19 protein-coding genes and 2 pseudogenes are annotated in these 21,114 nt (G+C 39.6%); 1 reads left to right on the top strand and 20 read right to left on the bottom strand.

What is annotated here, in order from left to right:
• The 20 genes and pseudogenes from HNQ69_RS05005 to HNQ69_RS04910 form a co-directional block, all read right to left on the bottom strand.
• Nucleotides 1-224: pseudogene (locus tag HNQ69_RS05005) on the bottom strand (BID domain-containing T4SS effector); the annotation flags it as partial.
• 314 nt (nt 225-538) lie between these two features.
• Complete coding sequence (locus HNQ69_RS05000) at nt 539-1,651, bottom strand: BID domain-containing T4SS effector (protein WP_183228971.1); 1,113 nt, start codon at nt 1,649-1,651, stop codon at nt 539-541.
• Nucleotides 1,652-1,959: 308 nt separating this feature from the next.
• Nucleotides 1,960-3,558: a BID domain-containing T4SS effector gene (locus tag HNQ69_RS04995; RefSeq protein ID WP_183228970.1), complete on the bottom strand. Its 1,599-nt coding sequence runs from the start codon at nt 3,556-3,558 to the stop codon at nt 1,960-1,962.
• Nucleotides 3,559-3,694: 136 nt separating this feature from the next.
• Entirely contained in the window at nt 3,695-4,033 is a 339-nt protein-coding gene (locus HNQ69_RS04990) for a hypothetical protein (protein WP_183228969.1), read from the bottom strand.
• 104 nt (nt 4,034-4,137) lie between these two features.
• Entirely contained in the window at nt 4,138-6,057 is a 1,920-nt protein-coding gene (gene traG, locus HNQ69_RS04985) for a Ti-type conjugative transfer system protein TraG (RefSeq protein WP_183228968.1), read from the bottom strand.
• A 177-nt stretch (nt 6,058-6,234) separates the two neighbouring features.
• A complete protein-coding gene (locus HNQ69_RS08170; protein ID WP_281380936.1) occupies nt 6,235-7,371 on the bottom strand; it encodes a BID domain-containing T4SS effector in 1,137 nt (378 codons plus the stop codon).
• A 10-nt stretch (nt 7,372-7,381) separates the two neighbouring features.
• A complete protein-coding gene (locus tag HNQ69_RS04975; protein WP_183228967.1) occupies nt 7,382-7,588 on the bottom strand; it encodes an antitoxin VbhA family protein in 207 nt (68 codons plus the stop codon).
• 69 nt (nt 7,589-7,657) lie between these two features.
• Nucleotides 7,658-8,032 (bottom strand): annotated as a pseudogene (locus HNQ69_RS04970) (P-loop NTPase family protein); the annotation flags it as partial.
• 628 nt (nt 8,033-8,660) lie between these two features.
• Complete coding sequence (locus HNQ69_RS04965; RefSeq protein ID WP_183228966.1) at nt 8,661-10,289, bottom strand: BID domain-containing T4SS effector; 1,629 nt, start codon at nt 10,287-10,289, stop codon at nt 8,661-8,663.
• A gap of 10 nt (nt 10,290-10,299) precedes the next feature.
• On the bottom strand, nt 10,300-10,506 hold the full coding sequence (locus HNQ69_RS04960; RefSeq protein ID WP_183228965.1) for an antitoxin VbhA family protein: 207 nt from the start codon (nt 10,504-10,506) through the stop codon (nt 10,300-10,302).
• 67 nt (nt 10,507-10,573) lie between these two features.
• A complete protein-coding gene (gene virB11, locus HNQ69_RS04955) occupies nt 10,574-11,644 on the bottom strand; it encodes a P-type DNA transfer ATPase VirB11 (RefSeq protein WP_183228964.1) in 1,071 nt (356 codons plus the stop codon).
• Nucleotides 11,641-12,798: a type IV secretion system protein VirB10 gene (gene virB10, locus HNQ69_RS04950; RefSeq protein ID WP_183228963.1), complete on the bottom strand. Its 1,158-nt coding sequence runs from the start codon at nt 12,796-12,798 to the stop codon at nt 11,641-11,643. Before virB10 ends, virB11 begins: the two co-directional genes overlap by 4 nt.
• Nucleotides 12,791-13,657, bottom strand: coding sequence for a P-type conjugative transfer protein VirB9 (virB9, locus tag HNQ69_RS04945; protein WP_183228962.1), 867 nt, complete (start codon nt 13,655-13,657; stop codon nt 12,791-12,793). Before virB9 ends, virB10 begins: the two co-directional genes overlap by 8 nt.
• A complete protein-coding gene (locus tag HNQ69_RS04940; protein ID WP_210302685.1) occupies nt 13,654-14,358 on the bottom strand; it encodes a VirB8 family type IV secretion system protein in 705 nt (234 codons plus the stop codon). Before HNQ69_RS04940 ends, virB9 begins: the two co-directional genes overlap by 4 nt.
• Nucleotides 14,312-14,626: a type IV secretion system protein VirB7 gene (locus HNQ69_RS04935; RefSeq protein WP_183228960.1), complete on the bottom strand. Its 315-nt coding sequence runs from the start codon at nt 14,624-14,626 to the stop codon at nt 14,312-14,314. Before HNQ69_RS04935 ends, HNQ69_RS04940 begins: the two co-directional genes overlap by 47 nt.
• Before the next feature lie 204 nt (nt 14,627-14,830).
• The gene (locus tag HNQ69_RS04930) at nt 14,831-15,796 is read right to left on the bottom strand and encodes a TrbL/VirB6 family protein (protein WP_183228959.1); all 966 of its coding nucleotides are present in this window, start codon (nt 15,794-15,796) and stop codon (nt 14,831-14,833) included.
• Nucleotides 15,783-16,244 (bottom strand): TrbJ/VirB5 family protein, encoded by a 462-nt coding sequence (locus tag HNQ69_RS04925; protein ID WP_183228958.1) that lies wholly within the window; start codon nt 16,242-16,244, stop codon nt 15,783-15,785. Before HNQ69_RS04925 ends, HNQ69_RS04930 begins: the two co-directional genes overlap by 14 nt.
• The gene (locus tag HNQ69_RS04920; RefSeq protein WP_183228993.1) at nt 16,241-18,595 is read right to left on the bottom strand and encodes a VirB4 family type IV secretion/conjugal transfer ATPase; all 2,355 of its coding nucleotides are present in this window, start codon (nt 18,593-18,595) and stop codon (nt 16,241-16,243) included. The genes HNQ69_RS04925 and HNQ69_RS04920 overlap by 4 nt, the downstream gene beginning before the upstream one ends.
• An 8-nt stretch (nt 18,596-18,603) precedes the next feature.
• Entirely contained in the window at nt 18,604-18,915 is a 312-nt protein-coding gene (locus HNQ69_RS04915; protein WP_183228957.1) for a VirB3 family type IV secretion system protein, read from the bottom strand.
• A gap of 14 nt (nt 18,916-18,929) precedes the next feature.
• Nucleotides 18,930-19,256, bottom strand: coding sequence for a TrbC/VirB2 family protein (locus HNQ69_RS04910; RefSeq protein ID WP_183228956.1), 327 nt, complete (start codon nt 19,254-19,256; stop codon nt 18,930-18,932).
• 374 nt (nt 19,257-19,630) lie between these two features.
• On the opposite strand from HNQ69_RS04910, the gene HNQ69_RS04905 reads away from it, so the two are divergent.
• A complete protein-coding gene (locus HNQ69_RS04905) occupies nt 19,631-20,383 on the top strand; it encodes a hypothetical protein (RefSeq protein ID WP_183228955.1) in 753 nt (250 codons plus the stop codon).
• Nucleotides 20,384-21,114: the final 731 nt, after the last annotated feature.

Raw genomic sequence — 21,114 nt, 5'->3', positions numbered from 1 at the left:
TAAGCGTCTGGCCCCATATGTGGCGTCAGTAGATCAGTTACTGTATAGGGGTCTACTAGTTTTTGGGGATTTTCCCCACCACGCGGTCTCATATAGGCATTTTCTGGTGGTTTTTGGGGTGCGTAGACAGGTTCGACTGTTTCTGGACTGTGCTGTTTTTTGTGTAGTTTATTAACCTTTGCATAGAGATCTTCTGGGTTCGGTTGTGGATGATTTTTTTTCATGCACGTTTCCTTTCAAAAAATATTGGAAACCCTCTTTGGTGCCTTCTCCATCGTTTAGGCTTTGATAGCTTTTGTGCAAAGGAAAAGATGAATTTAAATGGCCTTCAAAGATTCTGCGCTATTCTCACTCATAGTAATCGACATTTATGTCTTTTATACAGTTTTTTTATGAAATTTTATTAAGTTGTTAGAAGGAAACGATGGGGGCTCTTTTGATGAAGATTTTTCACGATCCTTCACAAAAAAACTTAGCGCAATTCACCTCACGTGATTTGCGCCAAGAGATCAGAGGAAAAGTCAAAACTTATGCCTACTTACATGGCAAAAGCCATTCCTTTTTGAGGAGTCTGTTTGCGTGGTTGTCTGTGCTGTTCTGGAGCAGTTTGTTGTCTCTCTCTTGCTTGCTGAACATGTTGTGTCACTTCCTGTGTTAAACCACGGCGTTTTTGTTCTGCGCGAGGGGTGTGCATAAGTGTCTCTCTTGCCCCTTGTACAGCATTGGTATAATTGTCAATAGCACTACACAGATGTTGCAGACTCTCTTCAGCCTGTCTGCGTGCGCTTGTTTTTAAGCCACATATGTTATAACCAGCAAGCTTATGGACAGACCTAGGATTTGCTGCAACGTCCCATGAGAGCTGTTCTCCCATAGCAGGATTTTTTAAAACACTATCCATTTTTTCCTGCAAAATATTTTTGTTGCCATAAACCTTTTTGCACCAATATTGGATTTCTTCTCTATAGGCTTTGACCAGAGGAGAACCTGCAGTTTTCTCTAGAATTTCCTCGTTCGAGAGAGAATGTTGCCTTGCTTGTTGTGGGCGGACTTGTGCGTAGACGATGTCTTCTGAACGCGGTCCCCTTTGTCCTCTGTGTCCTCCTGGGCTGACTTGTGCGTAGACGACGTCTTCCGGGCTCGGTCCCCTTTGTCCTCTGTGTCCTCCTGTGTTGACTTGTGCGTAGACGATGTCTTCTGGTCGCGGTTCTCTTTGTCCTCTGTTTCCTCCTGTGTTGACTTGTGCGTAGACGACGTCTTCCGGGCTCGGTCCCCTTTGTCCTCTGTTTCCTCCTGTGTTGACTTGTGCGTAGACGATGTCTTCTGGTCGCGGTTCTCTTTGTCCTCTGTGTCCTCCTGTGTTGACTTGTGCATAGACGATGTCTTCTGGTCGCGGTTCTCTTTGTCCTCTGTGTCCTCCTGTGTTGACTTGTGCATAGACGATGTCTTCTGGTCGCGGTTCTCTTTGTCCTCTGTGTCCTCCTGTGTTGACTTGTGCATAGACGACGTCTTCTGGTCGCGGTCCTCGTCTTCCTGTATTGACATTTTCGTCTAAGGATTCTGTTTGTTGTGGAGAGGGCTGCCTTCTGCCCGGTTTCTTAACCTGTGCGTAGAGGGCTTCTGGGTTCTGTTGTGGATGATTTTTTTTCATGCATGTTTCCTTTCAATATTTTTAGAAAACCTCTTTGGTGCACTCTCCACCTTTCACGCTTTAATAGCGTACAAACGAAGATATCAATTTGATTGGCCTCCAAAGATTCTACGCTATTCACACCCCTCGTAATCGATATTTATGTCTTTTATACAGCTTTTTTGTGAAATTTTATCAAGTATTTAGATAAATTATCGGATCTTTTTTGATAAAATTTTTCTGTAATATTTTATAATAATTTTGGGCGCAACCTGGATAAAATGATTTGCGCCAAAAGATCAGGTAAAAGGTCAGAAATCTCTCTTTGTTTAGCCGGTAAGAGCTATCGATGCAGAGCGACTAACTTTGAGAGTGCGCAGCTGACATTGTGCTTCTTTCGTAAGCTTCACGGTTTGAGCAATCTCTTTTGCTTTGCTTTTCGATAGACCAAGCATGCAAGAAAGTCTTGTATGATCATTGTCTTGTATGGCTTTACGATCTTCTGATGATAAACGACTTTGCAATTGGCGTGCAAAAGCATGCAGTTGTTGTTGCAATGGAAGAGATTGAGACAAAGCATCTCTTTGTTGTTCTGGTGGTAAGGAAAAAAGATTTTGCAAATCTCTCCCTGGCTTTTCGACAGCTTGGCTCAAGCGTTTTTGTTCTCTTTGGTGTTGCTCTAGGACTTCCTCCTTTTTTAGTCTGACTGTTAGCGCATAATTTTTAAACGCTTCTCCCAGTTGTGGAATATGGTTTTCAGCACGTCTGCGATCCGGACTTTTTATGCTTAGAATTTTTAGACCTGCAAGCTTATGAATCGATTTAGGATTTTGAGTAATTTGAGCGGAAAATTCTTCGCTTAAAGCTGGATCTGCAGTTATCAAGTTCATTTTTGTGTCTAGGACTTTCCGGTTACCATAAACAATCTTTGACAAGTCCTCGATTTTTTTTCGGCACGCTTCGACAAAGGGATCACTTTCAACCCTTGCGGACAATTCTTCCAGCGTGAGAGGTTCTAATGTCTCTTTTGGAATGAGTGTTTCTTTAAAGCTTTTAACATTTGATTTTTCAAAGCAGATGCGTGTACCGTTCTTTAATGTTTTCACTTGTTCTGGTAAAAGATCATCTTTATGGCCGACGACAAAAAAACCATCGACTTCTATAACAAAACCTTCTGATGAACAACCTTTATAAATACCATCATAGGTCTCACCTTCTTTTGCTGCAACAACGATACGATTATTGATTTCATCAAGTCCAGCATTTCTCATCTGGGAGATGAATTCTTTTAACACAAGTGTTTTTTGGGGATGTGTAATATCCTCAAAGAGATGTTGCATCGGTTCTGGATTGTTATGTTGCATTGCTTCAACACAGGCGTAGATCATACGTTCCTTTGTCACAGAAGAGAAGTCAATTTTATGGCCGGCAGCTTGTCCAAGTTTTTCCATAAACATGCGTTGCGTGCGCCCATTGCCTTTTCTAAAAGGATGTGCGTGGTCGAGAAGCATAAAGACTTCAGCTGCACTTTCAGCAAATTTTTGGCGCGATAAGCCGCATAGATTATTCTTCATATGAAGCATTCGCTCTAATGCTCTCAGCTCTCTTTGCAGCTGTGGGCCGACGGCAAAAGGAACAGCATGACCTTTGGGGCGCATAGCCGGCATACGTGCTTTGGTGCCATCTTTAAAGGTAAAGATCTGATCACGGGTTTGTCCGGCCCATTCAAAGGCGTTATGAAAGAGGCTCCAGTGAATTAATTTCAGATAGGCGGCATCAAATTTTTGTGGTGGTGGTTCATCGCGAAAGTTTATCGCTTCTTTGGCTGCATCATGGGCACAGCGCTCATAGAACCTTTGCGGGTTTTTGATGCCATATCTATTTTTCAGTGTTTGGCTATTTTTATACAGATAATTGTGCTCTAACATAAATTATCTCCTTAGAGGGGTGGATGGATGAGAGTGTGTTAAACTCTTGGTGTACAAACTCCCCCTTCGCGTATTTTTAAAGAGTTTGAGCATTTGTGAGGGAGTATCTTTCCCCCTCGGATAGGAGGTTTGCTGATTAACTCAACCATCTCACAGCGCTTTTGTAACTCTTTTGGTGTGAAAAATACAGAATGTCCGTTTTCATTGTTTCCGTGTACATTTCCTTTTTAATGTGCTTGTGGAAAGTTTTTTTGATGCGCTTTCCACCCTTGTTGATGATTTTCAAAAGTGACAGGGTGTTTCTAGAGGCTTTCCCTTCAAAAACTCTTTGAGGGATGTTTAAAGTACAGATAGAGTTGCTATGAATTATTTGATTATTTGCAGCTTGTTCATAAGGAGTGTTGAGGTTGGTCAGCACACACATAAAAGCAAGAGTTAAGAATTTCTCTCCACCATATTCTTTTTGTTGGATCATGCGGAAATTCCTTTTTAATGGGCTTTTATGAAATAGAATTTATGCTTTTACCTTTTATGCTGTTATTCTTATTTTGGTGTCCAATCCGTATAAAAGGGTATTTTTCAGTTTTTCTTTGCTTGAGGGGCAAAGCGGTTTTTTTCAGCAGCGGCTAACATTTCTTTCCTTCTAAAATAGATCGCACGACCACATCGTAAAGGGGGTTGCCCTTGCATAAGAATAATTTGTTCATCTTGACGCATCTCTTGGATAATTTCATGCGGTAAAATTAGTGCTCTTTGTTGATAATTGATGTTGTAAGAGCTCTTTCCCAGAGACAAACCTCTCGATTTGGTTGTTCCGGCGACTTCAACTGTCATTTGACCACAGCGCTCTGAAATATCCTTGGCGGTTTGGAGATCTTTAATGGCGGCATAACTGACAAAGGAGCAGCTTTCAAACCATGATCGTGCTCCCGCTTCACCAAAGTGATTGACCAACTGACCAGAAGATTGATAAAAGAGCATTAAAGAAGTGCCATATTTACGACCACGATCGCGTGCTTCTTCTAAAATATTCATATAACCAAGAAGATCAACTTCATCCAACACAAACAAAACACGCTTTTTGTAGTTTCCATCAGCGGTAATCATTGCATTGAGAAAAGCACCGATAATGACACGTCCAATTGCTGGATAACTATTCAAAATGCTTGCAGGAAGATTAAGAAAAACATCTGTATTCCCGTTTGTGATATCCGATGATGCAAAATCATTACCACAGACAAGATCGGCATAATTAGACAAAGAAAGCCACTGAGTGTCTTTTGAGGCGGTTGTATAGACCCCTGAAAAAGTTTGGTCTGCCATTTCCGTGAAAATGCCAACCATTTCACGAATAAAAGGGGAAGGTGTTGTTTCTTGAATCATGCGCAGTTGATTGACAACAGCCGTTTCTGATTGAGACAAAATCCCGCGCAATGTTTTTAAATTGCGTTCACTATCTTCATATTCATCAGAGAAGATGACATGTGCAAGAAGAGCCGTTAAAAGATTATGTGCTTGTGTTGAAAAATATTCGGCCGAAGAATTATCTGATTTTTTATCCGTGAGAAGCAATTTGGCAAAACCCACAATATTGGCTTCACGCCTTGCGCGTGGTACGCTGTCATCTAAAAGCCAATCGAGTACATTAAAATTTTTTGTTAAGATTGAATTGGGGTCGAGAACAATAACATTTCTGTTGCCCATCTTTTTGCGCGCAAATCTGACCATGGGTGCAACTTCTGTTGAGGGATCAAGACAGACAACGGATCCTGGATATGTTAAACATGTCGGAACCACTGTACTTGTTGTTTTATATCCACCAGAACCGGCAAAAAAGATCATATGAGTTGAACCAAAATCAAGATTAAAAGTGAGCAAAGGCGCTGTCCCACCCTTTCCCCATGTTGTTTTATCGCCAGGTGCAAAGGGAATATTGCACACGCTATCTTGATCAACACGGTATCTTTCGCCCACAACAATCTGACCATTTGCCGGAAAGATGTTGGCAGCTTCTCTTAAATTCATCCATTCGGCGTCACCGAAAATTCCCTTTTTTGCACGTTTGACTTTGTTTGCACGTGGAGAGGAGAGTATAAGTTGAACTGCTAAAAGAAAAACACCCGTGATGATGCCAAAGATAATCATGGGATCCATGAACTTTAAAGCATACCCCCAAGTTATCCCTTGTTGACCAACATAGGGACTTAAGCGTTTTATTTCACCGATAGTATAGTAAAAGGCAGTGGCCCCAAAAAAGACAGCTGAGACAAGCGTGATTGCTTTGCGTAAATGCAATTTTTGCGAGAGGGTATAAAACAATGACACAGTAGCGACCAACACCAGCACCAATAAAGGTTCTGAACGAAGATACCAATAGACGTGATTAGGTTTTAGATCATTTGTAATGAATAACAACAAATGAGGAACGAAGAATATCGTTAGAGCACCTAAAGCGATGGGTATTAAAATAAACGCAAGCTGCGTCTTTGTATATTTCATTTTGTCTTTTACTTTCGGTTTTAGCGGGGTATACTGTCAATGATATTTTCAAAATTGGTGTTAGGACGTTAAACACCTTCCTTTTTCATGGGAAAGAGAGTGTCAAAACAGTTTCAGCCATAAGAAAACAAAGGAAGATGAAAGGACGTACATTTTTGAGCGAAGCATTTTTTATTTTTAACTAGCCATGGCGAGCACTTTTGAGCGACTGACTGTAAGTGCTTGCGCTTGTTGATGTGCTTCTCTGGCGTGCTTGGTGATTTCTGTAATTTCTTTTGCTTTGTGTTCTGAGATCCCAAGACTTTTTGCCAGTGTTTCATGATCACTGTTCTTGAGTGCCCTCTGTTCGCTTGAGGAGAGACGGCTATTGACTTCCTGTACAAAATTACAGAGTTCTTTTTGAAGCAAAGGAGAGTTTGCTAAGGCTTCTCTTTTTTGCTCTGGTGATAAGGAGAAGAGATCTTGTAAGCCTTTGCTCGGCATTTTTACCGCTTTTCCACGGCGTGCTTGTTCGGCTTGATGCTCTTGTGTAATTTCCTTTTTAGCATATCTTACAGCATGCGCATAATTTGCAACGGCGCACCCGAGTTGCAAAACATGCTCTTCAGCATTCGCACGTGCTTGGCTTTTAAAGCAAATGAAGTCAACACCTGCGAGACTAGAAATAGAGTAAGGTGCTTGTTCAATCTGTTTGGCGATTTGGTCACCCACGCTTGGGTTTTTAAGAATCTCTACCATCTTTTCATTTAATATTCCTGAGCTGCCGTAAACAGTTTTTGCATATTTCTTGACTTGTTTGAAGCTTGTATGGACACAGGCATCTTCTGCAATCATTTCCGCCATTTCACTTTTTGTCAAAGGCGCTAATTCTTCCTTTGGGATGAATATTTTTTCGAGATCTCTGGCGCCTGTAATTTGCTTTGCTTTCTGTTCTGCTTGAAGCTCTTGAGCAATTTCTTGCCTAGCCTGTCTTACCGCATCGGTAAAATTTTCAACGGCGCACCCGAGAAGCATAACATGCTCTTCAGCCTTCGCACGTGCTTGGCTTTTAAAACAAATGAGGTCAACACCTGCAAGATTAGCAATAGCATAAGGATTCTTTCTAATCTCTTCGGCAAGTTGGTCGCCCACGTTTGGGTGTTTAAGAATCTCTACCATCTTGGCATTTAATGTTCCCGAACTGCCATAAACAATTTTTGATAATTTCTTTATTTGATTTCGACATGTGTGCACAGTGGCGGCTTCCGCAACCATTTCGGCTATTTCAATTTTTGACAAAGATACATCTGTTTCTTTTGACTGTGATTTTGGCATAGCGATCTCCTTATAATGTGGTCTTATCCATAAGAGTGTTAAATTCCTCTAGTGAAGTCTTTCCTCTGGCATATCCTTCTAAAATTTCGAGCGTTTTAGGATGAAGAGTTATACCTTCAATCGCATGAGTCCCAATGGTTGCATCAACTGTTTCGTGACGTTTTTTCAATTTTTCTGGGGTGATTGATGAAAGATTATCCGCCACCTTTATTTGCAATTTATTTTTCCTTTTCCACTTTTCAAGAGTTGCCTTTAAAAAGCCTTTTTGTGCAGGCGTTATTTTTCTTTAGTTTTCCCCAAAGATGCTGCCCCGTTTGAACGGGTCATAATAAATTTCTGTAATCTTAAATTTTCCTTCAACCTGTTTGCCTTGGATGATGAAGTCAATCATTGAAATCAACAGATCTCAGATATCATTACGCTTTCAATTACCTCCGCCCTCACTTTCTTTGACTAAAAGGATTATTTGCTCAAAGGCAAAAAGTGGTGTTGAAGCATGATCCGTTGTAATCGAAACTGGATGAACTGAATTGACATTGCGGATATAATAAAAGGCTATACCATCATGAAGCTCTTGTAAAAGAATACGGTCAAGACGTATACGTAAAGCAGATTCAAGCAATTCTTTGGGACCAACAAAAGGTAAACCTTGACCATCTTTTAAAGACATGCATGAAGCATCACCAAAAACTCCTTTTTGCAAATTTGACCTTGCTTGTGCACAGAGAGGTTGTTATGAACTGAATTGCTAAAAGAGTAACGCTGATAATGCTCCTAAAGACAACCATCGGATCCATGAACTTTAGAGTATAGCCCCACGTTATCCCTTGCTGGCCAACATAGGATCTTAAGCGTTTTATTTTACCACCAATATGTAGAGAGTAGTGATCCCAAAAAAGATAACTGATTAAGCGTAATCCCTTTGTAGATGCACTTTTTGTGAGAGGGTATAAAATAGGGATACGGTAGCAATCATTACCAGGATCAATAAGGGCTTTGAGCGAAGATAGCAATAAATTTGCCTAATTTGCAGTTCATTCGTGACAAACAACAATAAATGAGGAACGAGGAACATCGTTAAACTGCCTAAAGCGATTGGTGCTAAAATGAGCGCCAGCTGCGTTTTGGTATATTTCGTTTTTGTTTTACTTTCGATTTTATCAGGGAACGATGTAAAATGATGTCTTTAAAATAGGTGATATGATGTTAAAATTCCTTTTTCCATGTGAGCAATGGAGTATCAAATATGCCCGCCTATGAACGTTTAAATGAAGGCAAAATCTCATATTTTAGCTGGCCATAGCGAGCGCATTTGAGCGATTTATTGTGCGTGTGTAGGCTTGCTGATGTGCGTCTGTAGCCTTTTGAACAGTTTTGACAATTTCTTGTGCTTTCTGTGCTGATACACCAATACTTTTCGCGAGTGTTTCATAATCATTGTGTTTGATCGCATTATATTCTTTTGATGAGAGACGATGCTCTAAATTGCGCACAAAAACGCGGAGTTCTTGGTATAACTGAGGAGATTGAGACAAGACTTCTCTTTGTTGTTCTGGTGATAAGCAAAGGAGATTTTGCAAGTTTTGGCTTGGCTTCTCTACCGCTTTTCCGCGGCGGTTTTGCTCGATTTGATGTTCTTGAGTGATTGCATGACGCGTATATTTTACAGCATCCGTATAATTTATAATTGCGGTACAGAGCAGATGAACATGCTCTTCAGCATTTTTGCGCGCCCAGTTCTTTAATCCAAATACACTGGTACCTAAAAGAGGACAAATAGAGCTAGGAGAGTGTTCAATCTGGTCAGAAAGCCGTTGGCCTAAGTCTGGATTTTTAATAATCCCTATCATCTGTTTGTGTAATGCTTTTGAGTTGCCATAAATAATTTTTGACAAATGTTGAATTTGGTCTCGAGCTGTCTGGATACGGGCACTTTCCGCAAGTATTTTGTCAAATTCACTTTTTGTTAGAGGCGCTAGTGTTTCTTTGGGGATGAGTATATTTTTAAGCTCTTCGGCTTTTGGGGCTGTAAAGGTAATTGTATCACCAGGTTTTAACGTTTTTATTTGTTCTGGAGGGAGATGTTCTTGATTGCCGATGATATAAGTACCTTGTGCATTGAGAACAAAGCCATCAAAACTAGCGCCTTGATAGATCCCTGTGTAAGTTTCACCTTCTTTTGCAGCTATAACAACATGATCATTCATATCGCGTCCAAGTTCTTTCATGTTGTTCATGAATTCTTGTAAAACGTGTATTTTTTCTTGATTGGAGATATCCTCAAAAATATCTTTCATCGGTTGTTTATTGCCATATTGTGCTGCTTGGGTGTAGGCAGTCATCATGCGTTCTTTTGTTACAAGCGAAAAGTTGAGTTGATGTCCTGCTGCTTTGGCGAGACGTTCAAAAAAGAATTGTTCTGTGTGTTCATTGCCATCTATGAATGGATGTATATTTTTGAGAGAAATAAACATTTCTACTGATTCAAAGATAAATTCTTCGCGTGTTAAGCCTTGTAAATTGTCTTTTTCGGCAAGCGTTTTCTCTAATCTTTGTAAATTTTCGAGGATTTCTTTATCGGTTACGAAAGCATTGTCCCATTCCGTTCTTTTCATTTCTGGCATGGCAGCAACGCTGCCGTCTGTAAATGTAAAGGGAACCGTGCGAATATTTCCAGCCCATTCAAACGTATTCTTGAACAACTGATAATGGATATCGCATAGATAAGCAGAATCAAAATACTCTGGCAATGGTTCGTTACGCAGAACCTCTAATGCCTTTTCTGTATCATGCGAACATTTTTCCAAAAAGAGTTTTAAATTTGTTTCTCCATATTTATTTTTGAGTATTTTGGTACCAGGATAGATATAATGATGGGGTGAGGGGATTCCTTTTGTTTTTGACTTTGCTTTTGGCATAGCGACCTCCTTATAATGTGGCGTTGTCCATAAGAGTGTTGAATTCCTCTAGTGAAGTCTCTCCCCTTGCATATCCTTCTAAAATTTTGAGCGTTGTAGGATGAAGGGTTATATCCTCAAGCATGTAGGTGCTGATGACTGCATCAACCGCTTCTCTGCGTTTTTTCAATTCTTTCGGCGTGTTGGATAAAAGATTATCCGTCACCTTTGTCTGCATTTATTTTTCCTTTTCCACTTTTTAAGAGTCGCCTTTAAAAAGCCTTTTGATGCAGGTGCGTTCTCCCTTAGTTGCCGCCAAAGATGCTGCGTTGTTTGAACGGGTCATAATAAATTTCTGTGATCTTAAATTTTCCTTCAACCCGTTTGCATTGGATGATTATGTCAATCATTGAAATCAATAATCCCCGAATATCCTCACGCTCTAAATCACCGCCTCCTTCACTTTCTTTGACCAAAAGAGTCATTTGCTCAAAAGCAGAAAGCGCTGTTGAGGCATGAACTGTTGTAATCGAACCTGGATGGCCTGAATTGACATTGCGAATATAATAAAAGGCTGTACCATCTCGAAGCTCTTGTAAAAGAATGCGATCAGGACGCATGCGTAAAGCAGATTCAAGCAATTCTTTTGGACCGACAGAGGCTAAGCCTTGTCCATCTTTTGAATAGATCATGGAAACATGATTAGGCTGTGGCACCACCAATTCTGCTGTATCTTCAATGGTGATAATACGCTCATCATCGGGAATTTTGGCGATTAATGCTTTAGACAATGTTGTTTTACCAGAGCCGGTTTTTCCTGAAATCAAAATATTTTTTTGACATTTTACAGCCTGGTTTAAAAAAGAAACAAAGTCTTTCTTATAGTAGGTGGTTACTAAATTATGCTCAATGCTTTTCAGTTCGTTCAAATGTGATTGATAATCATTTAAGGGTGTGAACGACACCTGTTCACAAAGCGAGAAGAGACCTCTCTTTGCGAGATCTTCGAGAGAAAAGCTTTGCGATGATGGTTTGCGAATTGTCATACTGACCGTGTCTTTTTCTACCGCCGGAGGAATGACAATTTGAATACGCTCATTTCCTGGCAGGGTAGCCGATAATATTGGATTTTTGTCTGATATACTTTGTTTAGAATAGGAAGCGACAACTTTAGCAATGCCCATAAGTTCATTAAACGAAAGGGAGGGTACTTCTATTGTTTTCCATCCCTCAAACCCTTCCGTCATCACTTGATAGGGACGGTTGATGACAATTTCAAAGAGGCTGTCATCTTTCAAAAAAACACTGATTGGTTTAAGTTTTGTTAAAACAATTGCGATGGTTTCATCGTTTAACTTGTGCAGGTTTTCATTCATTTCAAAGTTACCGCAGAATTTTTATAAAAGTTTCTTGAAAGGGCGCGATTGACAATCTGCTTTCTGTTTTCGACGACTTTCAATTTATAAACACTGGAAAAGTCTAAGTCGCGGGCAACAAAAACATTGACCATTTCTCCTTGGTTTTTGGTTAGTGTTGGAGGAATATTGGTGTAATTTTCTGCAAGAATATTTGCAATATTTTGTCCAGAAGAGATTGTTTCAGTATCGTTTTTGTCGGTACTTTTTGATAAACGGCCTTTCGCATAGCTTGTTACATCTTTGACAATCGAGACAAGAAGCGCAGATCCAATTCGCTCAAACCAATGGTTATCAACATCTCCGTCCATACCAGAACGTCCTAGAGCATCTGTTGCTGGTGAGGCTAATGTTATAATGACCCCACTTGGTGTTTTGGCTCTATTCCATAGCACAAAGAGACGATTTTGCCCTTTTTTTAATCCGGCACGGTATTCGCCAACAATTTGTGTGCCTTTATCAAGCAGAACAACTCGACCATTATCTGACAAAATATCTCTAGAGACAATGCAACTGGTAAATCCTTGTTGGTCACTGCTGATCGCTGTTTCTAAGATACAGGGAATAGAGGCGCCCATCGCAATGATGTAGTTTCGGTTACCAAGTGTTGAAGCTTGAATACCTTCAAGGGTTGTTGGTTTGAGAAGATGATTAAAGCGCTGTGCTGTTTCATCAGGTTTTTTTTCGGACGGGTGAAGTAAAACACCATTATTTGTTGCTGTATTTGCTTTGTTTTGATGCGTGTTTGCATAGGCTAATACAGGAGCACGTTGTGCTGCTTCCAAGAGTGAATCATCGGAATGAAGTTGCTTTATTTTTGGCGTTGGCAGTTCCACTTTGGGTAATAGAGCGTTATTTTGTTCAATCGGATCAAGAGAGACAGGTTTGGGTTGTGCAGGGTGGAACAGTTCTGTTTGTTTAATGACGCCTTCTTTTGGAATTTCAACAGATTGTTTTTTGTCTGTGGAAAGCGTTGAATAAGCTAAATAAATACAGACACCGAAAAGAATAATAAGAGCAACTGCTTTGCTTATATTAGAATTTTGTTTTTTTCCTTGACCATCTTTTATCGTATCACGATCATTGATGTTTTTTTCATCCATTTCCTCATTCATAGCTGTTTCCTACGTTTACTTTACGTTGCACAGAGGGTGATGTCGTACCGGTTTCGGGATTAATTCCTTCTGGTACAAACCTTCGATTGAAAATACACAACACGTCATTGCCACGGCGCAAAGTAAATTGGGCAGCTGTAGCATGAACAATGACTTTGTTGCCTTTAATCGATTTTGGAACGAGAGATTCTTGCCCATCAAGGGAAACAAGATAAATAGCTGGAATTTCGGTATTGCCCAAAAATGTAAAGGTTGTTGTTTTGCCATTGTCATAGACAGAAGTAGGTTCAATTAAGGCTGAACCTTGGGCTTCATAAGCCCAATTCCGTGGTCCAAAATCTTCATGGGTATTTAAAATATCATTGACAAAGTTTTCTTCGCGCTGTGCCGCTTTTGCTGCTTCGGCTAATTTTTTCCGCAAGGCTTCATCTTCTGGATAACGAAACTTTACAAGGAAATAGGTTTCATTGCCGGCTGAAACATCGCCTTCACGCACTTGGAGTTCAAACTGATAAGATCTTTTTGTCCCGTCTTGGCGGCTTGTTACAATTTGTAAATTGGTAACGGGTTGAACTTCGCGTGGTTTTAGAAAAACAAAATGGCCGGCTGGTGCAACTTGCCAAGCAACGGAATTGCCAATTCCCACATAGGTAACTTCTTCATCATCGGCAAATTCAAGCTGTACCGAAGAACGAATAGAGCCAATGACTTGTGTGACATTGTAGGGGTCATAATTGACAAATCTAATGCGGTTGTCTTTGCGTGCACTCACAGGAGCTGTTTCTGCAAATATTGGGCTTGTATGACAGCTTATTGCAACAATAAAAGCGAAAAAGACTGTTTTTGAGAATCTAATCATTTTATCACCTCTGGGTCAGATCGATATTCCGATACTTGAAAGCCAAGCGGGTTGATTAATCGGTCTTCTGTTGAAATGCGTGCATTAATGTAGGAAAAATTTAAAATCGAAACCCAATGGGAAATACTTTCTTTTCCATTCAATTCTCTAACAGTTTTATAGTAACGCACTTGAATGAGATCTTTGTTTAAAAAAGAGATTGATTTAATTGTTACCGTAACAGTCATATTTTGATAGATGTTTTGCGGGCTTTCTGGATTACCTCCCGAATACCATTTTGCAAAACGGTTTTGTTCTTCTGGTGAGGATAAAAGAGAGATCAAACGAAAATTGTTTTCCGCCTCTGATGCTTGAAAACCTTCGCGTGCACGAACATATTTGCTCGCAAAATAGCGTGTTATCGCTTCATCATAGTCGCTTGGCGATTCTTTGAGTGCACTCACCGTATCAACAATGCCTGTTGAATTATCAACGCGGATTACAAAGGGCTCTACAGTTTTTAAGGGGGTTAATGCTGCCACAGCCAAAGCTAAGGCGATTGTCATTAATCCAAAAAGGACTGTCAAGGCCATAGAAATTTTCATCCGCACGCGCATGCCATGCATGCGATTAATATCGAATGAGCGTGCTTCTTTTATATATTCATCAAATTCATCACTTTTCACGTGCGACCTCCACAGTTTTGTCAGAGAGCGTTTCATGCTTTATGGAATTCAATGAGGCTGCTTTAAGCGTCACGTTCGCTGTTGCGTTTTCGCTTTCTAATGTATTGAGAATGATGGGGGTTGTACTAGGTCTTACGATTTTTTCTGGTGAGATGATGCCTGTATTGTTCCAATCCCATTTATCTCTATTTAAAGCCCTGGTATGTTTGCCGTTGCATCGTGGTGGTTTTTTGGGACCATGAAGAGAGGCACAGCCGGTAAGGGCGATGGTTAAGATCACAAAAAAGGTTATTTTTCGTTTCATTTTTTAAACTCACAAATAGTGTGGAATACAACGTATGAGAATTCTTGCTTTGAACAATCTCACAAAAGCGTGCTGTAAAAGATTTTTATTGGTTTTGTATAACCAAGGATATTAAGTGTTTTACGCAATATGCGTATGGCGCGTGCGCTAAGGCACGCACGCAACAAAAAAACAGGAGCAGTTCTTTTTAAAAGGGATCTGATATTAAAATCGACCACGACTACGACCTCCAATTTTTGCGGCTTTGGCTGCAACACCTGCAGCGCCAGAAAGTCTTGAAGCTGCACTTTTTGCTGCATTGCCACCCATTTTAGCGCCACCAGAGAGCATCGTGAAAATCTGTCCTCCTGAAGAGATACCAGCGTTAAAATATGGTCCACCAGAGGAAAGGGCAGAGGCAATGCCAGGAAGTGCACGGAAGAGAATGGCTCCGACTATCGAGATGACGACGACAGGAGGGAAAAGGAAATAGATTGAATCATATGTACCCTGCAGAACGTGTAGAATAATTTTGCACATAATCGTGCCAAGCATGATTACCAAAACTTGCAAAATCGTAAAATTGACCAATGTTGTAATCCAGGCATCGGTGAATTTTCTGGTTGCATTAAATAAATAGAAACTAATGAAGAGAGGTCCAAGCCCTATAATCATGACAAGAGCAACTTGTGCAAACATTTGAACAATAAAACCACCTATACAAAAGACGATAACTGCCATAATCATTAAAGAGCCAAGAAGACCAACCATGATTTTTTCAAGAAACCAAGCTTTAGATAAGACTTCTTGATAGCGAGAACTCGCCTGTAATAAAATATAATCAAAGACATTAGAGCCTGTGGGATTGCTGTTAAGGGCATTTCCAATGGCGTTTACTAAATCATTGAAGAAAATGTCTTTGACATAGATATTAAATGTATCCGCATTCGTTGCCATTGTCGTTACAACAACAATTTTAACAACATTGTTGAGAAGACTATGCATGGAAAGAGCAACGCGACCCGTCATAACATTATAGCCATACAGAAAGATGAAAATGATTGAGGCAAGATTGAGCGGTGCTGAAAGTGCCGAAGACAACCCACTCACGGTTGTGTTCATTGCACTATCAAGTGGTTGTAAAATATATCCAGAAATGCTCTCAAATGGGGCGAAACTAAAGTCGGACATCAGAACTCTCAAGTTTTTCTTTTAATTTTTGTTCCAACTCTTTATGCTGTTTTTGTGTTTCTTCTTCACGGAGTTCTTCTTTTGTTTTCGTATCTTTTGCTTGTATCATAGCAAGAGACTGAAGTTTTAAAGAACTCGCTTGGAGACTGGCTTGAAGAAGGGAGAGTTGTGTTTGAAGAGCTTGCAGTTCTTCGGATTTTCCTTCTGTGGATTTCCCTTCTGTTTTTGATTGAACATTGTTAATTTTTTGACTTATGTCCTCAATTTTTTTTGCTGTTTCCATTGCAGATTCATAAACGGATTGGGCCGTATCTGATTTTGCAGCGTTTAATTTTTGTGTACTTTCTAAGGCATTTTTATAATATTCATCGGCAATTGGTGCAGTTTGTGCTATTGCATGAGGGGTGAAAGACAAGAATAACAGGGTGACTAAGCGATATTTTTTCATTGATTTTCTCTCCTTTCATGAAATATGGGCAGCCATTTGTTGGGGTCTGTGCCATATTCGCTGATAATCTGGTTGACGAGTTCGATATTTTTTGTTGTACCGCTTAAGACGGCAATCTCATCGTTCATTCCCCGTAAATTCAGTTCTGCAACGACGGAACTTTGTCCCTGTTTGATGAGAAAACGACGAGATTCTCTACTCAATTCTGACTGTATCAGTTCAAATTCACGTTCAGTTAGTTTGAAATTTTCAATATAATCGTTGTAATTTGCTTTTTGATTTGGAAAAAATATTTGGGTTGGACATTGCTCAATAATTGTGTGTGCTATGGTTGAGTTCAAAGCATCTTTGGGACTTTGCGTTGCAAAGAGCATCATGCCATTTTGTTTACGAATTGTCTTGAGGCGGTCTTGCGCAAAAGCTTTGAAGGAATCATCTTCAAGTGCTTTCCAGAACTCATCAATTACAATAATGATGCGTCGTCCATCAATAAGTTCGAGAATACGGTTAAACAGATACATCATCAAGGGGCGCCGAATTTCTTCATTGTCTAAGAAATCGGTCATGTCATAACCAATAAATTGTGCGTCTAAATTAAGATCATCTTGATCGTTATCAAAAACCCAACCTAAAGCATTGCCTTTGATCCACGGTTGTAATCTTATGGCAATCCCTTCTTTTGATGTGTTGTCAAAAAATAGTTGAAGAGCTCCCAGAGAGCGTTGTGCATGGGGCAAACTTTCTAAAGCATCGATGGCTCTAGCAATATCTTGTCGCTCTTGTTCCGTTACTATTTGCCCTTCAGTTGTGACCAGCTTCAAGATCCAATTACGAAGAAAGATTTTGTTTTTTTCCGTGTATTCCATGCCCTTTAATGGTGCGATGCCGGTGGGCTGCCCATTTTTTAAAGGTTTATATTTTCCACCTCCAGCACGCACAAAAATTTCCGCTCCTTGATCTTTGTCAAAAAAGACCATTGTCGGATTGTGTTTTTGCAATTGTGCAAGAAGAAAATTAACAATCACCGTTTTACCCGATCCCGATGGACCACAAATAAAGGTGTTGCCAAGGTCACCATAATGAAAATTAAAATAATAGGGTGAACCAGCTTGTGTTTTCAACAATGCTACAGCAGAGCCCCAAATATTTCCTTCCAATTTGCCAATGGGGAAAGAATGAAAGGGCGATAGAGCTGCAAAATTTCTACTGGTAATGGCTCCAGAACGGGCACGATAGCTAAAATTTCCAGGTAACTGCGCCCACCATGCAGCTTCCAATCCTAGGTCTTCTCTGGAGATAACCGCACCCCCATTGGTTAAATGAGAACGTGCTTTTGAGAGATGTTCAGCCAAAGCCTTTGGATGGTCAGCAAAAACAGCTAAAGAGAGATGATGTTCGCCCAAAACAAAACGATTTGACTCTAATTCATCTAAGGCTTCATCAAGCGCTTCAATTTGTGAGCTGGCACGATCGGCTGCATTAATCATTTGGTTCTGTTTGCGCCCCATAATGGCACTGGCAACTGCTTTACTCTTAAAGACAAAGGATTGTGTTAAGATAAATTCAAACGGTGCTGTAAGCAAACCATCGGTCATCCCTGGGCGTGTTTTCGAAGGGTATTCTTTCCATCCAAACATGCCAACAAAACGTTCATTGCTTTCATGACGAATTTCAATTGTTTCTTTGCCAAAAATAACACGATCTGAATAAATCGTTGAGGCAATGGTGCCAAAGGTGAGAGGAATACGTTCACGTCTTCCTCCCACTAATTGATGGAGAAATTCACTTTGCTGGGAAAACAAAATGCCCTCATGTTCATAAATTGACAAAAGACGCGGTTCATAGCTCTCTAACCCTTGGATAAAATCCTCGCTTAACTCTTCGAGTTTCCGAATTGCTTCCTTATCTGGTTCAGATTGTGTTTTCTTTGCTTTTGTTAAGCGTTGAAAAAATGTAGAAAGTTGCTCAGTCTTATCCGCTGCTGGATTCCACAGGAGTGAAACGAAAAGGTCATTTCTATAGAGTTCCTGCGAAACCATTTTCTTTTTGTATTTTTCATCTAGTGTTGCTGCAAAAGATGAAGAAAACTGACTCTCTGGATAGACTGTTTCGCGACGACGAATAATATGAGAATATAAAGCAACACGTTCATCTGCAATATTTTTCAAGAGCGTATTTAATTGATTATGTAAGGAATTGAGTTGATCGATATCTGCAGTGTCAAAATTTACACCCTCAACAGCTATCACCGTCATTAAGCAGCGTGAACTCAATGCAATAACGTGTTGGTTAACGTGGCGTATGTAGGGAATATAGTCTTCAGGCAAAGATTCCCGTTTCATAATTGACACTTTCTTTTTCACCTGCGCAGTTCCTTATAAGTACGGATAAGGCGGAGTGGGGAAGTAGATCCTCCTCCCCATCGTTGAAGATTTTTTTGCTTGCCTCGCGTGTTGAGCCAAGCAAATAAGACGCGAAATTGATTGTGGTCATGTTTTGTCACTTCACGCAAAACAAAGTGCATTCCAACGCCAAACCCAATCATGGTAAAACCACTTGTCAGAATAAAGAGAATGGATGTCGCCATGACATTCAGTGCCATGGCTTCCATTGTGACACCTGCAAACATAGCAGGTCTTGTACAGGCAAGGAAAAGGGGATCTTCATTCATTTATGTCGTGTCCCTTAAGGTACTGCTACTGTCGAGCCCACTAATTTAGTAACGAGGGTGGGAGCTCCAAAGACAATACCAATGCCGATAATACAGTAAGCTGCTTTGCGTAAATCAATAAAGCCGTACATCCAGCCAATGCCCACGGCAGCAACACATATAATTGCAATGAGCTTTGCTGTTGAACCTGTCATCATACTAACAATATTATCTAAAACACTATCAATATTCCCCAGCCCACCCGTATTGGGAGCGGCATAAGAAATATTTGATAAGGCGAACACTGCCAACAGTGCTATGATAACGATAAAAATGAGGTTCCTGGATATATTATCTGTCATTTTACCTCTCTCTAGAAAGAACTTTATTACTTATTAACCATGCTCTTGTCTCTAAACACCGAACAGTTCTGTTGTCTTTGACTTACACTCTACATCACTCATCGGTTGTTTTTGTTTTATGAAAGCCTTGATAGTGGTTCTTGCTCACTCTCAAATTTTCTTCCAAAGAAACAGAAGATTTTTACAATACGGTTGTGCTACACAAAAATGGCAATTTTAAGTTGTATCTTTTTCAGGGTGGCAATACCTATCTTACTGTAAGAAAGAGCCTTTTTCTTTACAGAATGTAGTTAACTCAACCTATCCTGCTGAGAGTTTTCTCCTTAAGAGGAGCAGGAAGATTGTTGATGAAAATGTGAAAGGACAGAGAAAAAATGAACTTTTTAAGCGAATGTATTAAACGTGTGCGATTTAAACTGATTGTCATTATTTACATTATGGGTTCTATATTATGGGGAATCATCCAGTATAAAGATAAAATAGATCTGAGTGGTTTCAAGACATTTACGATGCAAGATATACAAAATATCCAAAATATTGTTGATATGCCTTCGAAAGATAAAAAGCCAGTGGAACCCATCACTAAACGACGATTAGCAAAAAATGAACCAGCTTTTGATTTGCAAAAGAGTGCTTCATCAAGCAATGTGGCTGTTTTTCAGGGTATGGCATCTGTTAGTAGTGGTGTGACATTTAAATTGTTTACTCCTGTTGCGCAATCTTGGCGTACGCATATTACGCGCAATATTCATCTTTATGGTGTAGATACTTGTGCTCCACGCCAAAAAGCAAAATTAAACGATCAAGAATGGCCTTGTGGTGCGGTGACAACGGCTTGGCTCGTCACGAAAACCCTGGGTCAGAATTTATCCTGTAAGCAGGTTCTGATGCATAATGGTGTTTCGTATGCGCAATGTTTTGTGAATGGGGTTGATTTAGCTGAAGCAGGTCTTGCAGAAGGTATGTTGGTGCTTTCAAAAGAGAATAAAAATCCTATTCCGGCACAATATCGGAGTGCTGAAGATACAGCACACAAAAACAAAGTTGGTCTTTGGTCAAGTGATTTCATCGAACCTTTAAAATGGAGACAGGATAATGGATCTTACAATCCCTTTGCCAGCTTTTGATTGATTTCAATAACATATTCATTTGATGTTTATGTCACTATGGATTGATTTTAGGATCCACCATAGTATTCATCGGAATGAACTTTTAAAATATTTTTATGAGAGAAAAAATTTATTGTTTTATTCTTTAATTTTTATGGGTGAGATCTATGCGTCATTCACAACGTCTTTTAATTTCAAAATAACAATAACGTTGTAGCTGATTTCCTTTTTAGGCATATCCATTCGATAATTGATGTAGAAATCTGGTATTTAAATTGTTTAAGGTGCAAATAATATGATATCTATTTACCTTGTTTTTTAAACCAATTTTTAAATTTTTTAAGTTCTGTTTTTTAAAAAAACACTAAAGGAGTTAGATGGTAATTGGTATTTAATTCTTTCGATAGAGCTCCAATAAAAAAGTTATTTCTATCCTCTACAACTACATATTCATTCTATGAATTTGTTATGGATGAAAAATGAACTTTCACCATGTGCTCTAAAATATCAATTTTTGAAAGAGGGCTGATTTTTTTATGGAGTATTGTCTTTTAACATATCTTTGACTTATGAGATTAGTTTTTATAGAAATTTTTGTGAAGTATAGCTTTTCTGCTTTCTTTATCTGTTGATACATAACGTTTTAGCGTTGTCATGTCTTTATTAAATTGCGTTTCATTTTTTGGGTATGCATTAAAGAAATGAAATGGGTTTGGTGGAGATTCGTTCTATTTATCGGCTCTCATGAG

The organism is Bartonella callosciuri (assembly GCF_014203215.1).
Classification (GTDB): Bacteria; Pseudomonadota; Alphaproteobacteria; order Rhizobiales; family Rhizobiaceae; genus Bartonella; species Bartonella callosciuri.
This window is presented reverse-complemented; position numbering and strand designations above follow the sequence as displayed.

Bases quoted from the DNA above. Each gene is read 5' to 3' on its own strand.
- HNQ69_RS08170 (WP_281380936.1), bottom strand. From the start codon at position 7,371: ATGCCAAAATCACAGTCAAAAGAAACAGATGTATCTTTGTCAAAAATT.
- HNQ69_RS04960 (WP_183228965.1), bottom strand. From the start codon at position 10,506: ATGCAGACAAAGGTGACGGATAATCTTTTATCCAACACGCCGAAAGAA.
- HNQ69_RS04930 (WP_183228959.1), bottom strand. From the start codon at position 15,796: ATGTCCGACTTTAGTTTCGCCCCATTTGAGAGCATTTCTGGATATATT.
- HNQ69_RS04965 (WP_183228966.1), bottom strand. From the start codon at position 10,289: ATGCCAAAAGCAAAGTCAAAAACAAAAGGAATCCCCTCACCCCATCAT.
- HNQ69_RS04935 (WP_183228960.1), bottom strand. From the start codon at position 14,626: ATGAAACGAAAAATAACCTTTTTTGTGATCTTAACCATCGCCCTTACC.
- HNQ69_RS05000 (WP_183228971.1), bottom strand. From the start codon at position 1,651: ATGAAAAAAAATCATCCACAACAGAACCCAGAAGCCCTCTACGCACAG.
- HNQ69_RS04940 (WP_210302685.1), bottom strand. From the start codon at position 14,358: ATGAAACGCTCTCTGACAAAACTGTGGAGGTCGCACGTGAAAAGTGAT.
- HNQ69_RS04915 (WP_183228957.1), bottom strand. From the start codon at position 18,915: ATGAATGAAGATCCCCTTTTCCTTGCCTGTACAAGACCTGCTATGTTT.
- HNQ69_RS04925 (WP_183228958.1), bottom strand. From the start codon at position 16,244: ATGAAAAAATATCGCTTAGTCACCCTGTTATTCTTGTCTTTCACCCCT.
- virB10 (WP_183228963.1), bottom strand. From the start codon at position 12,798: ATGAATGAGGAAATGGATGAAAAAAACATCAATGATCGTGATACGATA.
- HNQ69_RS04995 (WP_183228970.1), bottom strand. From the start codon at position 3,558: ATGTTAGAGCACAATTATCTGTATAAAAATAGCCAAACACTGAAAAAT.
- traG (WP_183228968.1), bottom strand. From the start codon at position 6,057: ATGAAATATACAAAGACGCAGCTTGCGTTTATTTTAATACCCATCGCT.
- virB9 (WP_183228962.1), bottom strand. From the start codon at position 13,657: ATGATTAGATTCTCAAAAACAGTCTTTTTCGCTTTTATTGTTGCAATA.
- HNQ69_RS04910 (WP_183228956.1), bottom strand. From the start codon at position 19,256: ATGACAGATAATATATCCAGGAACCTCATTTTTATCGTTATCATAGCA.
- HNQ69_RS04905 (WP_183228955.1), top strand. From the start codon at position 19,631: ATGAACTTTTTAAGCGAATGTATTAAACGTGTGCGATTTAAACTGATT.
- HNQ69_RS04990 (WP_183228969.1), bottom strand. From the start codon at position 4,033: ATGATCCAACAAAAAGAATATGGTGGAGAGAAATTCTTAACTCTTGCT.
- virB11 (WP_183228964.1), bottom strand. From the start codon at position 11,644: ATGAATGAAAACCTGCACAAGTTAAACGATGAAACCATCGCAATTGTT.